This window comes from Truepera radiovictrix DSM 17093, assembly GCF_000092425.1.
Classification (GTDB): domain Bacteria; phylum Deinococcota; class Deinococci; order Deinococcales; family Trueperaceae; genus Truepera; species Truepera radiovictrix.
In genome coordinates, this window is the sequence record NC_014221.1 from 2,428,571 (window position 1) to 2,443,928 (window position 15,358).

Sequence of the window (15,358 nt, forward strand, 5' to 3'; positions counted from 1 at the left end):
GCAGCGCCGCCCCCGTCGTGCCGGTCTCCCCGTTGGCGCGAATGGGGCGCTAAACGGGGGGTGATCCCCCTTAGCGGCGCACGCGACCCGCCAAGACGAGCGCCGCCGCGTGGCGCCCCGACAGGAGCGCCAGCGGGATCCCGCCCCCCGGGTGCACGGTGCCGTTCGCCAGCACGAGGTTGCGCACGCCCCGCAGGGTCTGCTTGGGCCGCAGGGTGGCCGCGAGCGAGTGCGGCGCGGCGCCGTAGATGGCGCCGCGGTGCGCGAAGCGCGCGAGGTAGGCGGGCGGCAAGACCCGGCGCACGCGGACGCGCTCCCGCACGTCCAGGCCGCGCCGCGCCAAGACGCCCAAGAGGTGCTCGGCGTAGCCCTCCCCCCCGTGCGCCCCAGCGGGCGCGGCCTCGGGGAGGGCGGGGGCGTTGACCAGCACGAACCAGTTCTCGCAGCCCGGGGGGGCGTCGCCGACCTCCGACTTCGAGCTGATCGAGACGTAGAGCGTCGGGTCCGCGGGGAGCGCGCCGCGCGCGATCGCCCGGAATTCGGCGCGGTAGTCGTGCGGGAAGAGGATGTTGTGGTGCGCCAGCCCCGGCGTCTTTCCCTCGAGCCCCAAGAGCAGCACGAAACCCGACAGCGAAGGCTCTCGCCGCTCGGCCCGCGAGCGCCTCCCCAAAAGCCGGTGCGTGCGGATGAGGTCGAGCCCGGAGACCACCACGTCCGCCGCGAAGACCCCCGCGCTCGTGTGCGCCGCCGCGACGCGCCCGCTTTGCACCTCGAGGCGCTCGACGTGCACCCCCGTGTGCAGCGCCACCCCCAGCTTCTCGGCGAGCGCCGCGAGGCGCCGCACCACCCCCTTGATGCCGCCGACCGGGTAGAACACCCCTAAGCCCAGCTCCACCCAGGCGATGTTGTGCAGCACCGCCGGGGCGCGCGTGGGGTCGGCGCCGAAGTAGGTCGCAAAGCGCAAAAAGAAGGGCTCGAGGTCGCCCGTGGCGCCGAACTGCCGCAAAAGGGCGGGCAGGCGCTTTCCCGGGTGCGCTCTTAGCCCCCCGCCAAGGGCGTAGCGCAAGAGCTCGCGCGGCCCCGGCGCGTGCCCGAAGAGGAAGGTGGGGGCCGCCGCCTCGTAGAGCGCGCGCGCCTCGCGCACGAGCCGCCGGTACGCCCGCGCCTCGTGGGGCGTCAGCTGCGCGGTCGTCGCCTCGGCGTCTTTGAAAACGTCCCACACCCGCCCCGACGGGTAGAGGTAGCGGCAGAGGGGGGAGAGCGGCCAAAAGACGGGGGGCGTCTCCCCCGCGCGCGCGAAGAGCTCCGTAACGATCTCGGGGAGCGTCCAGACGCTCGGGCCGAGGTCGAAGCGAAACCCGCCCGCCGCAAACTCCCCCGCCTTGCCGCCGACCTCGGGCTCCCGCTCCACGAGCGTCACCTCTAGCCCCGCGAGCGCTAGGTGCAGCGCCGCTGAGAGCCCCGCGAAACCGCCCCCCAAGACGAGCGCCGTTTTAGGGGCGCTCACGACGCCCCCCCGTAGGTGCGGCCCTTCCAGGTGTAGGTGCGCGACAGCAGCGCGCGCCACCCCACCCGCCAGAGGGGAAAGGCCATCAGGGGCTGCAAAAACGCCTCCAGGGGGCTCCGGCGCGTTTTAAAGCAGGTGAGCGCGCGCTGAAAGGCGCCCATCGCCGCCGGCACCAACCAGAGCGGGTGCCAGAGCGACAGGGGCCACGCGAGCGTGTAGGCGAGGGTGTTGAGCAAAAGTGACGCCACGAGCTGCGGGCGCCCACCATGGGCCGCCACGATGTTTTTGGAGAAGCCCGCGACGGTCTCCTCGGCGCTCCGGTACATGCGGGTGCTGAGGAGCTCGCCGCCGAGCGCTAGGGCTACCTTGAGCCCCTTGCCCTTGGCGCGCTGGCCCATACGCACGTCCTCCAAAACTTCGTCCCGAAAGGCGCGGTGACCGCCGACTTGCAGATACGCCGAACGCGTCCAGAGCATGCACTGGCCGTTCCCCGCCGAAAAGGCCGCGTCGCGGGTGCGCCGCACGGCGGGGTACGGCAGATACCCCAGGAGGATAAGGTCGATTAAGGGCACCGTGAGGCGCTCGAAGAGGGTGTGCGTGCGCTGCCGCGGCCAGACGCTCGCGTACACCGCGTCGTGGCGTTCGGCAAAGGCGAGGAGCGCGCCCAAAGCCCCCCGCTCCCAGAAGACGTCGGCGTCGGTAAACACCACCAGCTCGCCCGAGGCCGCCCCCGCGAGCTGGTAGCAGGCCCAGTTCTTCCCCCCCCACCCCGCCGGTAGGGGCTCGCCCCGCAAGACCCTGAGCTGCGGGTGCTCGGCGGCGAAGCCCTGCAACACCCGCAGCGTGTCGTCCGTGGAGTTGTCGTCCAGGACGATCACCTCCGCCGCGCCCTGGGCCAGGAGGCCGGGGAGCGTCTCCGGCAGGGTCGCCGCTTCGTTGCGCGCGGGGACGAGGAGCGACACGCGGCGCCGGCGCACCGGCTCGGCGGGCGCGAGGACGGGAAACGTCGCGGCGTTGATGAGCAGCACGGCGAGCTGCACGCCCAAAAAGAGCGTCACGAGCCACCACAGCGCCGTCGCAGGCGGGCTCACGAGCGAAACACCCGCCCCACCCACGCCGCGCGCTCGTGCGTGCTTTTCGCGCCGCCTAGCCACGCCGTAAAGCCCGGCGGTGGCTGCTCCGCTTCGGCGCGGCGCAGCAGGTCGTCGAGGTCGCCTAAAAGCGCGTTGAGGGCCCCCTCGAGCGCCGCGGCGTCGGTCGCTTCAAGGGGCGCGCCTACGCTGAGGAGCGCCTCGGGGTGCTGCGCCCCGCGCACCGTGACGCGTATCGCGAGCGGCACCACCGGCACCCCCGCGCGCCGCGCGAGGTAGAGGACGCCGGGGCGCGTCCGTGACACCTGCCCGGGGGGGCGCAGCACCCCCTCGGGGAAGAGGATAAGGACCTCGCCGCGCGCGAGGCGCCGCAGCGCTTCGCGCACCTCGGTGGTCTTTAAAGCGCCGTGAGCGCGGAAAAAGGGGAAGCGCTCGACGGTCGCGTCCAACATCAGCCCGCTCAGGGGCCGGCCGAGGCGGCGGCCGATGAACCACGCCAAGTAGGGGTCCCACCACGCGTGATGGTTCGCCGCCAGGATAAAGCCCCCCTTGGGGAGCGCCCCCCACGGCCCGCGCGCGTAGACCCCGTGCAACCCCCGCCGCAGCGAACGCCGGATGATCCAGGGGAGGCAGCGAGCGATGAGCGCGACCAGGGCCCCTTGCGCGGCGCGCTTGAGGCGCGCCGCGCCCCCCACGGCCCAAGCGGTGGTCTGCTGCGGGAACGCCGCCCAGATGCCGACCGCGCCCATCGCCACGAGCACCGCCAGCGCCGCCCACGGCAGGCCGAAAAAGAGCAGGCCGAAGGTCATGAGAAAGAGCTGCACCCAGAAGACCGCGTGCAGGTCGCGCGGACGCTCCGTCTCCAAGCGGGGCTCGAGCCGCAGCAGCAGCGCCACCAAGACCCACCCCGCGGCGTACCACCCCACGAAGTTGCTCAGGGGCACCCCGTAGTACGCCCCCGACGCGAACGCCCAGAAGCCCTGCGACACCATGAGCGGGTCGAGCCCCACGTCCCACGCGACCAGCACCAGGGGCGCGAACCAGCGCGCGCTGCCCCGCGGGGCGAGCGCGAGGGCGATCATGGTGAACGCGAACCAGCCTAGAGGCACCAGCAGCGGCACCCCCAAGAGCGCCGGCCCCGGCGCGGTGTAGCGGTACGCCCCGAAGGGCACACCCGTGCGGTAGCCGAGCCACTCGACCACCACCCCGAAAAGAAAGGCGAGCGCAAAGAGCGACCACGCCCGCCGCCCGTAGCGCTCCAGGGCGCAGCCCAGCACCCCGAGGGTCAGCAGGAGCGTGCTGAGGTAGGCGAGCGGGACGAACGCCCCCGGCAGGAGCGGCGTCGGCACCATCGTCAGCACCCACAAGACGAACGCCACGCGCCACCAGCGGAGCTTGGCGAGCGCGCGCAACCGCCCTAACGACTCGGGCGCGAGGGCGAGCGTCATCCCGAAGACGATGAGCAGGTTTGTGAGCAGAAAAAAGAGCGCCTCCTCGACGGGCAGCCCTAGGGGCCGCCACCCCGTCGAGAGCGCCGGTGAGATCCACCAGATGCCCGCGCCGAGGGCGACGCGGTCGGCCAACCAGAGGTAGAGCGTCGGCAGCGCGGCGCTCGGCAGCACCCAGCGCCAGCGCCTGACGAGCAGGTCGCCGCCAAACCCCCACTGCAGCGCCAACACGGGCGCCGCCCACGCCGCGATGAGGCCGAAGTAGGTGCCGCGTTCGGTCGAGAGCGCGAGCACCCCGGCCGCCGCCAAGAGAAGCCACGCGAGCGCCCCGCCGCCCTGCACGAGGCGCGCGGTGTGGGCTCCTAGGGGCGGCCCCAAGCGCACCGAACGCCCCAAGAGCAGCGTCAGCGTCCCCGTCAGCAGCGTCTGGAGGATGAAAAACAGGTACTCCTCGAAGGGCACCCACCCGACGGTGAAGAGCACCCGCCCCGCCCCGTACCCCCACACGCCGCGCGCCACCAGGTAGTTGTCCCACGGGGTGGTGTAGAGAAACGCCACGAGCGCGTGCAGGGCGAGGGCGGCGAGGCCGAAGCGGGGGAGCTCGCCGCGCCGCGCCGCGCGGCGCGTCAGCGCGCCGAGCAGCAGCAAAGGCGGCAGGAGGAAGACGAGGTGAAACTGCAAGTAGGTCATGGCGCCGAAGGGCTCGTGGCTTGTAGGGAGCAGGTGGCGCAACCGTGCCAAGTGCTGAGACAGGCGTACCGAGTCGCTGGTTTAAAACGCATCTCTCGTCTCTCGGCACTCATCTCTCAGTACCACCTCTAGCCACAAACTTCCGATCCAAATCACTATCCCGCTTACAAACCCCCTCATACCCGCTTGCGCTCCAGATCCTTGAGCACCACCCGCGCCGCGTTCCGGCCCGAGGCCCCCATGATGCCACCGCCCGGGTGCGTGCTCGCCCCCGTCAGGTAGAGCCCCCGCAGGTGCGTCCGGTACTCCGCCATCCCCAAAAAGGGCCGCAGGGCGAACATCTGGTCCAAGCTCATCTCGAGGTGCATGACGTTGCCCCGGTAGAGCCCCAAGTGGCGCTCGAGCCACGCCGGGTGCTGAAACAGCCGCCCGACGACCTTCGCCTTGGTGCCGGGGGCGTGGACCTCGAAAGCGTCCAGGATGGTCTCGGCGACCTCGTCCTCGATGTCGTCCCAGCGCCGAGCGCCGGCGAGCTCATAGGGGAAGTACTGCGCCCAGAGCCACAGCACCTCCCCCCCGGGTGGCGCCAAGGTGTCGTCCACGGCGCTAAAACTCATGGCCACTAGGGGCGGGTCGGAGGCGGGGTGGCCCGCCAGGTACTCGCCGTACGCGGCATTTAGCTGCGCCCGGTCGCGGCAGATGAGCCCTAGCGCGCGCCGCGCCTCGTCACCGGGGTGGGCGCGGTAGCGGACCCGCTCGCGTAGCGCGAGCCGCAAAATCGCTCCGAAACCGTTGCCCACGCGCATGCTGCGGCTCCCCTCGGGGCGGTGCGCCTCGGGCAGAAGTTTACCGAAGGTCTCTAGTGCGTGCGCCCCGGCGACCACCGTGCGCGCGGTGTAGACCTCCCCCCCGACCTGCACCCCCGTCGCGCGACCCCCCTCGACGAGGATGCGCTCGGCGGGCGCGTTGACGAACACTTGGCCGCCGTGCGCCGCGATGTGCCGCGCCAGCGCCTGCGTGAGCATCCCCGAACCGCCCTTCGGCCGCGCCATCCCGCCCTCGTGGTAAAGGGGCTGCCAGAGGACGAAGGGCGACGAGAAGGGCTCGCTGGGCGGCGGCCCCGACTGCGCCGCCATCCACACCAAGGGCGCTTTGACCCGCTCCTCTTGAAAGTAGCTGTCGACGACCTCGCCGTAGGGTTTGAGGATCATGGACAGGGCCCGCTTCCAGTCGCCGCGCACCGCCTTACCGAAGACCATCTTGCGGCCCAGGTTTAACGGGCTCGGCGTGCTCAAAAAGAGCTCTTTGACGACCCTGCCGAAAGGGCGCCAGTCGTCCAGAAAGCGCCGGTACGCCTCCCCCTCGCCCGGGTAGGCGCGCTCGAGCCCCTCGATGGTCCGCTCCTCGCTGCGCCACACGAAGACGCTCTCCCCGTCCTCGTAGGGGGCGAAAAAGAGCGGGTCGATGTCGAGGTACTCGAGCCCGAAGCGCTCGAGCCCCAGCTCCTCGACGATGGGGGTGAGGCGAATGAGGATGTGGGCGCTCCCGCCCAGGTCGAAGCGGTAACCCGGAATGATCTCCTGCGTGGCGACCGCCCCCCCCACGATCTCGCGGCGCTCGAAGACGCCGACTCGGTAGCCCGCCTGGGCGAGGTAAGCGCTGGTGATCAGCGCGTTGTGGCCCGCGCCCACGGTGATGACGTCGAAGTCTGGCACGCCTCACTCTAGCCCGCCCCCAACGGCCTAATCGTGGAAGCCGCCTACACATGGCCCTTTTCCCAGCGGGCCGCTGCGGGGCGCGCGTCGTGCGCGCCGTCCTCGAACCGTCGCCGAGCAGAGCCGCGGCCCACCCGCTCGAGCGCCGTGAGGTCGCCCGCTGAGCCGCCCAGGGCTCTACCCACCCGTGCTAGACTAGCCCCACCATGAAAAGGCGGACGAATGACGCTGCGCGCACGCGGTGCGGCGCGGCCATAGCGGCTATCTGGGCCTCGGTGGCGCTGAGCCTAGCAGGTGGCGGCGCGGCCATAGCGGCTACCCCGAGCGCGGCCCCGCGCGTCGCGCTCGCCTCCGCGGCGTACCCCGACGGGGCGCTCGAGGGGTGCTTGACGCTGGACGGCGCGGACGTCGAGGGGCAGATCGGGGGGCTCGCGCGCACGTTTTTCGACGCCGAAATCGCCGCTGTGGACCTGCCGCGCCTCGTCGACCGCAAGTGGCTCGAGCTCGGGATGCCCAACCTGCTCCAGCGGGAGGTCGACCGCGCCATCGAGGGGGTGCGTCGCGACACCCCCTTCACCCAGCGAACCGTCGCGTCGTTTTCCCCGGCCTCGGCCAACGCGCTCGCCGAGCGGGTCGCCGAACACACCTTTCGCGGCGAGGCGCTGCAAAAGCGCCTCACCACGCTCGCCGACGAGGTGGCAGCCGAATTCACCCGCACCTTTACGACGGTCGCCGCGCGCAGCGCGGGCGAGACCGCCGCGTGCCTGCAACGCTACTTGGGGGCCGCTTATGGCGACGCGGTCGGGGGGGCGTTCGAGCGCGAGCTGCAGCGTTACGTCGAGCGGCTCGGTACGGAAGCGCTCACCCAGGGTTTTGTTCCCGAAGTGGGTGTCGGCGCGACGAGCGCCGTCGGGATCACCGCCATCGCGGGTGGCTACGCCGCCCGCGCCGTCGCCCAGCGCCTGAGCACGCAGCTCACCCGGCGCATCGCGGGCAACCTCAGCGCGCGCCTCTTGGGCCGCGCCGGCACCGCTGCGATCCCCGTGGTGGGGTGGGTGTTGGGGGGTGGGCTGATCATCTGGGACCTGGCCAGCAGCGCCCTTCACGGCCCCTTCCCGGCCATCCGGCGGCAGCTCACGAGCGAGGCGACGCAGCGCGACATTCAGCTGCAGATCGTCGCCGCCCTGCGCGATGAGCTCCCGGAGGTCAGCGAGGTGCTCGCTCACGGCGTCGCCGAGGAGGTCGCGCGGCAGTGGGGACACTTTACCGAGAGCTTCGGTACCCTGATCGTGCTCGCCGAGGACCCCGACTTTCACGCCGCGCTGCACGCCACCCCAGCGGAGCAGCTCTACACGTTGGCGCGCGTCGCCGAGAGAGCCCCCGAGGACGTCGTGGCGGTAGCGCGCGAGGGGCGCTTAGGGCGCGTTTTGCGGCACGGCGAAAACGCCTTGCGGGTGCTCGAGGTAGCACCCCTTAGCACCGTCTTGGCGTGGCTCGAGGTCGCCGGCGACCGGTTCGACGAACTCGTGGCTTTCGAGGTCTACCGCTACAAGGCGCCGACGGACTTCTCCTCGCGCTCCCTGGCGCGCCTTCTCGACACCGGCGACTTCCGCACGGTCGCCGCTCTTGCCCTGCTCCCACGAGAGGAGATGGACCCCCTCTTGGCGCTCCCCGCCCCCACCCTCAACGCGCTAGCTGACGCGTTCCCGCGCGACCTGAGCGCCGTCGCGTTCTATGTCGGCGCCCTTCCCCAGGAGGCGCGCAACGACCTCGTGACGCGGCTTTTGGAGCAGCCTTCGCGGCTGGAGAAGTTCACCCCCCCCGCCGTGCGGCGGGCCGTCGCTAGCAGCCGTGAACCGAGGCGCGCTGTCGCTATGGTCGGCAGCGAACCCACCTTCGGCCCCTTTGGTGCGGACCTTGTGCAGGGCTTTGGTGAGGACGTTACGGCGGTGCTTTCAGGCCACGTTCGCCCCCGCCTGCTCCTCGCCAAGTACCACTTCGGCCCGACTGCCGCAGCCGCCACGCTCCCCTTGGTCGCGGCCGTGCTTCTGCCCTTCGTGCTGCTTGCTGCCACCCCCTACTGGTGGTGGCGCCGGTTGCGGCGGAGGCGTTAGGTGCTCTACACCACGGAGCGCGTCGAGGGGGTTGAGGTCGGTGAGCTCCTCACCGCCTGCGCCGTGAGCGCCGCGAACGTCGTCAAAGACCTCCGGGAGAACCTGCGCAACCTCGTCGGCGGGGAGATGAAGCACTACGAAGCCCTCCTCGAGAGGACCCTGACGCGCGCCCTGGAGACCCTCGAGGAAAAAGCCAAGGCAAACGGCTACGACGGCGTGCTCGGTGTCAGGGTGGTTGCGCCCAAGGTCGTTGAGGGGGGTGCTGAAATCATCGTGTATGGCAACGGCTTTCGCTACCGACACCCTCGCCCCGACTGAGGGCGAAGTGACCTACTAAGCGGCCCAGAAGCGTAAGTAGGCCCCCGTGCGCGGCCTCGACGACCCCCGCGGCGCTGTGGGGGAGCGAGAAGGGCGCCCGTCGGCGAAGCGCACGCACGAACAGGAGCAGCGCCGCGAAACGCCGTTATGGGTCTTTAAAACGTGTGTGCAGGGTAGCTCGCCTGAGCGCGTAACCCGCCAGGTGATGCCCGTCATGGGCAGCAAAAAGCAAAGGGACCGACCCGGTCGGCCCCTCGCGCTCTTACGTTGGACGACGACGCGTCAGCCTTACTGGCTGTCCGAGTCGTCCTCCGAGTCGTCCATGTCGCCCCCGGTCATGACACCCATGTCGCCACCGGTCATCACGCCCATCTCACCGCCGGTCATCGCGCCCATGTCGTCACCCGTCAGCATGGCGCCCGCTTCGGAGAGCAGGTTGCCGAGCTCGACGAGCTGGTCTTCGCCAGCGTCTTGGCCGACAGCTGCCGTCTCGGCGCCTAAGCTGGTCAGCAGGGCGCCGACCTCGGCACCGTCGATCGTTTCGGCGCTGAGCGCTTCACGGAGTTGACCGAGCTGGTCGGCGATGCTCTGCACGGCGACGTCTTCGGAGCCGCTAAGCTGCTCCTCCCACCCCTCGATGTTGGCGATAGCGGCGTCTAAGGGGATGTTGGTGATGCCCCCCTCGAGCGCGGCGATGGTCTCCTCTACCGTCGGCGCGTTTTGAGCAAAGGCGAAGAGCACAAGTAGCGAGATGCCGATAAACGCAGCGAACTTTTTCATAAGGGAGGTCTCCTTCGGGGTGCGCGCGCGGTGCAAGCAGGTGACAGCAGGGTTTTGTCACACGCTCTTTAGGCCTGAAGCGAGTATAGGCGTAGGGTCGCGGACGCAACCTCACCCTGTCTTACAAAGTGCATGAGGGACGCGTTAAACCGTGCTTTGGCTCACCTATGAGGGTCAAGGTCTCCCTGCAGATAACGGCAGCGGCACATCAGGTCACCCTCGCCGGACACGTCGGGGCGGTACTCTGATTGCCTCACCCCGCTGTTGATGCGCCCGCCCCGAAACGTGCATGTTACGCCTCAGGAGAGCTTGGGAACCTCGGTGCTCGAAGCTGGGACGACCGTCTGCACCCCTACACCCCTAAGGGCAGACGCGTAAAGGGTGCTGAGACGCGTAAAGGGTGCTGACAGCTAGCGAAACCCCAGGGGGCTCTGGGCGCCGTTACGGGGCGCTGCAGATGCCGTAGACGGCTTTGGGAATCAGCGCGAGCCGTTCGACGGGGCGCAAGTAGGCGCGCTTGGTCAGGTTGTCGTAGCCGTTTTGCCGAAGCTTGTTGAGGATCCCCTCGTAGTTGAGCGCAGCTACCCCGACCGCCGCCGCCGCTACGCCGTTGAGTTTGGGGATCCCCTGCCACCCCTCGCGGTAGAGCGCGCAGGTGCGCTCGGCGAGCTCCTCCAAAAGGGCGATGTAGCGGTCGCTGACGACGCCCGCCTCGAGCGAAGCGCGGGTCACGCCGTGCTTGTCCATCAGCTCGAGGGGCAGGTAAAGGCGCCCCATGGCGAGGTCTTCGCCGACGTCGCGCAAGATGTTGGTGAGCTGCATCGCCTGGCCGAGCGCTAGGGCGCACTGCAGCGTCGCCTCGCCACCGCGGTAGCCCGCGATCGGGGCGATGAGCAGCCCGACGACCCCGGCGACGCGGCGGCAGTAGAGCATCAGCTCGTCCATGGTGTGAAAAGGACGGTTGTCGAGGTCGGACTCGAGCCCCAAGTAGAGTTCGTCGAAGGCGCTCCGGGGGACCTCGTAGTGCTGCAGCACCCAGTGCAGACCGACCTCTAGAAACGCTCCGGGTTGCGGCTCGCCGGCGTAGGCGCGCTCGATCCCCTCTTGCCAAACGAGCAGGCGCCTGCGCCCCACCTCCGGCGAGGGCGCCTCGTCGACGGCGTCGTCGCCGCTGCGACAGACGGCGTAGATCACCGACACGGCGCTCCTTTCACGGGCCGGAAAGAAGCGCGAACCCAAGTAGAAGGTGCTCGAGTGCGCGCGGGTGAGCTGCGCACAGGCGGCGACGGCCTCTTTGGGTTCGAACACGTGGGTCAGCCCGGACGCTCGCGCACCGATCACAGTCGCCTCCGATAGGCTCTCCCCCACCCCATGTGGCCCCGACGCATTGGGTCAGTTCCGCCGGCGATCGTCATGTGGCCCAATCATGACACGCGCCAAAAAAGCCCAAGTACGACCCACCCCACGTTCTCGCCGCGCTAGGTGTGCTCTTGCCGCCGCCCTCGCCGCCGACTTGGGACTTGGCCGCAGCTGGCGACGCGCTACGCGCTCACTTCCCGCTGGCCGTAACGCGCCTTGACGTACTCGTCGAGCATGCGGTTAAAGTCTTCGACGATGGTTTTGCCCTGCAACACGCCGACGAACTGGCCGTCGCGGTAGACGGGGGCTCTCGGGTCCTCACCGGTGCCGGGGAGCGAGATACCGATGTCCGCGTGCTTCGACTCGCCGGGGCCGTTGACCACGCAACCCATGACGGCTACTTTGAGCCCTTCGACCCCCGGGTACTGCTCGCGCCAGACGGGCATCTGCGCCTTGAGGTAGGCCTGGATGTCGCGCGCCATCTCCTGGAAAAGCGTGCTGGTGGTGCGGCCGCAACCGGGGCAGGCGGTCACCGTCGGGGCGAAGCGCCGCAGGTCGAGCGCCGAGAGGATCTCCTGGGCGACCTCGACCTCTTTGGTGCGCGGCGCCCCCGGCTCCGGCGTGAGGGAGACGCGCACCGTGTCGCCGATCCCCTCGGCGAGGAGCACGCTAAGCCCGACCGCGCTCGCCGCGATGCCCTTGACGCCCATTCCCGCTTCGGTGAGCCCTAGGTGGAGCGGGTAGTCGCAGCGCGCCGCTAGGCGCCTGTAGACCTCCCAGAGGTCACGCGGGGCGGAGACCTTGGCCGAGAGGATGATCTTGTCGTGCCCCAAGCCGTGCGCCTCGGCGAGCTCGGCCGAGAGCAGAGCCGACTGGAGCATCGCCTCGATCATCACCTCGCGCGCCTCTTTGGGCTCGGGCGAAGCGGCGTTTTCATCCATCAGCTTGGTCAAAAGCTGCTGGTCGAGCGACCCCCAGTTCACCCCGATGCGCACCGGTTTGTCGAAAGTTTTGGCGACCTCGATGATGGTCAAGAAGTTCTGGTCGTGGTACCGCCCCGCCCCGACGTTGCCGGGGTTGATGCGGTACTTCGCGAGCACTTCGGCGGTCTTGGGAAACTCGCGCAGCAAGAGGTGCCCGTTAAAGTGAAAGTCGCCGACGAGCGGCACCTCTAGACCCTCGTCGAGGAGCCGCGCCTGGATCTCGGGAACGGCTCTAGCGGCGTCTTTGGTGTTGACCGTGATGCGGACGACTTCGCTACCGGCGCGGTAGAGCTCGGCGACCTGCTGCGCGGTCGCTTGCGCGTCGGCGGTGTCGGTGTTGGTCATCGACTGCACCACGATGGGGTGCTCCGAACCGATGGGGACGCCCCCCACATAGGTCGTGACGGTTTTGCGGCGAGGGTAGGCCATGCGTCTAGTCTACTCACAAGGGCTCGGGGGGCGTGTTGCGACCCTCGGAGGAGTAGGCCCGTCCCAACAGGTTTGTCTTGCGCGCGCCCTACGTGGCGCGTGACGCGCGCGGAGGCGGCGGGCCCCGATTGTAAGAGCGGCCGAAGACGCCCCGCGCGGAGCGCACGAAGATAGCGGGGTAGCTCGGGCCGGACGGGGCGCGGACCGAACGAGCGCGCCCCGTCCGGCGAGGGAGGGGACCCATGCAGCTTAAAGCGCTTCACGACCAGGTGATGGTGATCACGGGCGCGTCGTCGGGGATCGGGCTCGTCACCGCGCGGCGGGCCGCCGAACGCGGGGCGAAGCTCGTGCTCGCCGCCCGCAACGAACAGGCGCTGCAGACGCTCGCCGCGGAGCTTCAACGCGGGGGCACCGACGCGGTGTACGTCGTTGCCGACGTCGGCAAGGAAGCCGACGTCGAGAGGATCGCTCAGCGCGCATGGGAGCGCTTCGGCGGCTTCGACACCTGGGTCAACAACGCCGCTGTCGGGATTTTCGGACCGATCGTCGAGGGCCAGATCGAAGATTACCGGCGGCTTTTCGAGACGAACTTCTGGGGGGTAGTCTACGGCTCGCTGACGGCGGTGCGGCACCTTAGGGGGCGCGGCGGGGCGCTCATCAACGTCGGTTCGGCCGTCGGCGACCGCGCGCTCCCCAACCAGGGGCTCTACTCCGCCTCCAAGCACGCTGTCAAGGGCTTTACCGACGCCCTGCGGGCCGAGCTCGAGGCCCAAGGGGTCCCCATTTCGGTCACGCTCATCAAACCTGGAAGTATCGACACGCCCTTCCCGCAGCACGCCAAAAACTACATGGACGAAGAGCCCACCCTGCCCGCCCCGGTCTACGCGCCCGACCTCGTCGCCGAGGCAATCATGCACGCCGCCGAGACGCCCGTGCGCGACCTCGTCGTGGGGGGCGGCGGCAAGCTCATCTCGGTGCTCGGCCAACGCGCGCCGCGCCTCGCCGACAAAGCGCTCGGCAGCCAGGGGTTTCTCGAGCAGCAGCGCTCGGGTAGGCCCCCGCAAAACCCCGAGGGGGCGCTGCACGCCCCGACGTTCGGCCTTTACGAGCGCGGCGCGTACGAGGGGCGCGTGCGCGAAACCAGCCTCTACACCCGCGGGGCGCGCCACCCCTTGGCGGCCGCGCTGATCGCCGCGGGCGCCCTTGGCGTCGGGGTCGCCGCGGCGCTCGCCGGCAGGCGCGCCCTAACCTGAGCTCACCCCACAGACCGCGCCCCCCTGAGCCGCCACAATGGCGTTACACAACCGAACGCACCTGCGTTCAGAAAGGGGCAACGATGGGCAACGAACTGCAGGGCCGCAAGGTCGCCCTCCTCATCTCGCCTAGGGGCACCGAGCAGGTCGAGTTTACCGAGCCGAAAAAGGCCGTCGAGGCGGCCGGCGGCACCGTGCACGTGATCAGCACGGAGACCGGCAGCGTCCAGGCGGTCAACAGCGACCTCGAGCCCGGCGACACCTTCACGGTCGACAAGCGCTTTTCGGAGGTCTCGGCCGACGACTACGACGCCCTCATCATCCCCGGCGGCACGGTCGGCGCCGACACGCTCCGCGGCGAGGAGGCGGCCGTACGCTTCGTGCGCGCCTTTTTCGAGCAGGCCAAACCGGTCGCCGCTATCTGCCACGGCCCTTGGCTGCTCGTCGAGGCGGGCGTCGTCGAGGGGCGCGAACTCACCTCCTACCCGACGCTGAAAACCGACATCCGCAACGCGGGCGGCACCTGGGTCGATCAGGAGGTCGTCACCGACCAAGGGTTGGTCACGAGCCGCAACCCGAACGACCTGCCCGCTTTTTGCGCGAAGCTCGTCGAGGAGATCGCCGAAGGCGAGCACCAAGCGCAGGCGCGCAGCGCTTAGGGGTTGCCAAGCTGCGAGGCGCGAGGGTCGCCGCAGGCGACCCTCGCGCCTTTTGACCCTCCCGCTCGCCACGTAGCGGGACGGCCCGCCGGGGGTTGCTATGCTCACCATGGAAAACCTGCTCACCTACTCGCCCGTGTCCTACAGCATCGTCTCCAACACGCTCACGCTCGGGTACGCGGCGATGGCCGCGGGGCTCGTCTACTTCGTGACCACCAGCAAACGCGCCGCCCCACCCTACCGCCTCTCCTCGACGCTCTCGGCGGTGGTGATGGTGAGCGCCTTTTTGGCGCTCTATCAGCTCCACCAGACCTGGCTGAGCGCCTTTACGTTTAACGGCGAGGTGTGGGAAGGCGGCGCGACCGCCTTTAACAACGGCTACCGCTACATCAACTGGTCGATCGACGTCCCCATCCTGCTCACGCAGCTCCTCATCGTCATGGGGTTTACCGGCGCGCGCTTTCGCCGCCTCTGGTTGCAGTTCGTCGTCGCCGGCCTGGCGATGATCTACACGGGGTACGCGGGGCAGTTCTATGAGGCTACCGACAGCGCCCGGCTCTACCTCTGGGGGGCTATCAGCACGGCGTTTTTCCTCTGGATTCTGGTGCTCGTGCGGCGGACCATCTTCGACCCGCCGGACGCGCTGCCGGAGCGCGCCGCGGGGCTCATGCGGGGGGTGTGGTGGGTGCTCCTCGGGTCGTGGCTGCTCTATCCGGGCGCCTACTTAATGCCCGTCTTCGCCCTCTCCGAAGGGGGCGTGGTAGCACGGCAGATCTCGTTTACGGTCGCCGACGTCGTCTCGAAGGTGATCTACGGGGTGATGCTGAGCCGCGTCGCCGAGCTGCGCAGCCAGGCCGACGGCTACGCGCACGCGCTCGAGTCCGAAACGCAGCCCAACCCCGACCGGCGCGGGGGTGCGGGGGTCGCGGCGGTGCAGCCCCAGGGGGGGCGCGCCCCGCGCAAGGGGCGGGTCCACCGCTCCTAGGGGTGGTCACTTTCGCTTGACAAGCCC

Annotated in this window: 12 protein-coding genes; 5 read left to right on the forward strand and 7 right to left on the reverse strand. The window is 69.6% G+C overall.

The window, feature by feature from the left end; translation table 11 throughout:
- Window positions 1-70 precede the first annotated feature (70 nt).
- The 4 genes from TRAD_RS11145 to TRAD_RS11160 form a co-directional block, all read right to left on the reverse strand.
- Window positions 71-1,507 carry a phytoene desaturase family protein gene (locus TRAD_RS11145; protein WP_013178714.1) on the reverse strand — a complete coding sequence of 479 codons (1,437 nt, stop codon included), beginning with the start codon at window positions 1,505-1,507 and terminating at the stop codon, window positions 71-73.
- The gene (locus TRAD_RS11150; protein ID WP_013178715.1) at window positions 1,504-2,598 is read right to left on the reverse strand and encodes a glycosyltransferase family 2 protein; all 1,095 of its coding nucleotides are present in this window, start codon (window positions 2,596-2,598) and stop codon (window positions 1,504-1,506) included. The genes TRAD_RS11145 and TRAD_RS11150 overlap by 4 nt, the downstream gene beginning before the upstream one ends.
- Window positions 2,595-4,787, reverse strand: a complete 2,193-nt coding sequence (locus tag TRAD_RS15760) for a carotenoid biosynthesis protein (RefSeq protein WP_185095163.1) — start codon at window positions 4,785-4,787, stop codon at window positions 2,595-2,597. The genes TRAD_RS11150 and TRAD_RS15760 overlap by 4 nt, the downstream gene beginning before the upstream one ends.
- 125 nt (window positions 4,788-4,912) lie before the next feature.
- Complete coding sequence (locus TRAD_RS11160) at window positions 4,913-6,451, reverse strand: phytoene desaturase family protein (RefSeq protein WP_013178717.1); 1,539 nt, start codon at window positions 6,449-6,451, stop codon at window positions 4,913-4,915.
- A 206-nt stretch (window positions 6,452-6,657) separates the two neighbouring features.
- Here TRAD_RS11160 and TRAD_RS11165 point away from each other — a divergent pair, with 206 nt between their 5' ends.
- Window positions 6,658-8,565: a hypothetical protein gene (locus TRAD_RS11165; protein ID WP_013178718.1), complete on the forward strand. Its 1,908-nt coding sequence runs from the start codon at window positions 6,658-6,660 to the stop codon at window positions 8,563-8,565.
- On the forward strand, window positions 8,566-8,883 hold the full coding sequence (locus tag TRAD_RS11170; protein WP_013178719.1) for a YbjQ family protein: 318 nt from the start codon (window positions 8,566-8,568) through the stop codon (window positions 8,881-8,883).
- A gap of 288 nt (window positions 8,884-9,171) precedes the next feature.
- On the opposite strand, the gene TRAD_RS11175 is transcribed toward TRAD_RS11170, so the two are convergent.
- The 3 genes from TRAD_RS11175 to ispG all read right to left on the reverse strand — a co-directional run bounded on the left by TRAD_RS11175 (window position 9,172) and on the right by ispG (window position 12,434).
- A complete protein-coding gene (locus TRAD_RS11175) occupies window positions 9,172-9,663 on the reverse strand; it encodes a hypothetical protein (RefSeq protein ID WP_013178720.1) in 492 nt (163 codons plus the stop codon).
- Window positions 9,664-10,104: 441 nt separating this feature from the next.
- Window positions 10,105-11,004: a phytoene/squalene synthase family protein gene (locus tag TRAD_RS11180; protein WP_013178721.1), complete on the reverse strand. Its 900-nt coding sequence runs from the start codon at window positions 11,002-11,004 to the stop codon at window positions 10,105-10,107.
- 200 nt (window positions 11,005-11,204) lie between these two features.
- Window positions 11,205-12,434 carry a flavodoxin-dependent (E)-4-hydroxy-3-methylbut-2-enyl-diphosphate synthase gene (gene ispG, locus TRAD_RS11185; protein ID WP_013178722.1) on the reverse strand — a complete coding sequence of 410 codons (1,230 nt, stop codon included), beginning with the start codon at window positions 12,432-12,434 and terminating at the stop codon, window positions 11,205-11,207.
- 242 nt (window positions 12,435-12,676) lie between these two features.
- Here ispG and TRAD_RS11190 point away from each other — a divergent pair, with 242 nt between their 5' ends.
- The 3 genes from TRAD_RS11190 to TRAD_RS11200 all read left to right on the forward strand — a co-directional run bounded on the left by TRAD_RS11190 (window position 12,677) and on the right by TRAD_RS11200 (window position 15,331).
- Window positions 12,677-13,687, forward strand: coding sequence for an SDR family oxidoreductase (locus tag TRAD_RS11190; RefSeq protein ID WP_013178723.1), 1,011 nt, complete (start codon window positions 12,677-12,679; stop codon window positions 13,685-13,687).
- Between the two features lie 83 nt (window positions 13,688-13,770).
- Entirely contained in the window at window positions 13,771-14,346 is a 576-nt protein-coding gene (locus TRAD_RS11195) for a type 1 glutamine amidotransferase domain-containing protein (protein ID WP_013178724.1), read from the forward strand.
- Window positions 14,347-14,455: 109 nt separating this feature from the next.
- The gene (locus tag TRAD_RS11200) at window positions 14,456-15,331 is read left to right on the forward strand and encodes a bacteriorhodopsin (RefSeq protein ID WP_185095164.1); all 876 of its coding nucleotides are present in this window, start codon (window positions 14,456-14,458) and stop codon (window positions 15,329-15,331) included.
- The last annotated feature ends 27 nt before the right edge of the window (window positions 15,332-15,358 follow it).

Coding starts and splice junctions, on each gene's coding strand:
- TRAD_RS11165 (WP_013178718.1), top strand. CDS start 6,658: ATGAAAAGGCGGACGAATGACGCTGCGCGCACGCGGTGCGGCGCGGCC.
- TRAD_RS11175 (WP_013178720.1), bottom strand. CDS start 9,663: ATGAAAAAGTTCGCTGCGTTTATCGGCATCTCGCTACTTGTGCTCTTC.
- ispG (WP_013178722.1), bottom strand. CDS start 12,434: ATGGCCTACCCTCGCCGCAAAACCGTCACGACCTATGTGGGGGGCGTC.
- TRAD_RS11190 (WP_013178723.1), top strand. CDS start 12,677: ATGCAGCTTAAAGCGCTTCACGACCAGGTGATGGTGATCACGGGCGCG.
- TRAD_RS11195 (WP_013178724.1), top strand. CDS start 13,771: ATGGGCAACGAACTGCAGGGCCGCAAGGTCGCCCTCCTCATCTCGCCT.
- TRAD_RS11200 (WP_185095164.1), top strand. CDS start 14,456: ATGGAAAACCTGCTCACCTACTCGCCCGTGTCCTACAGCATCGTCTCC.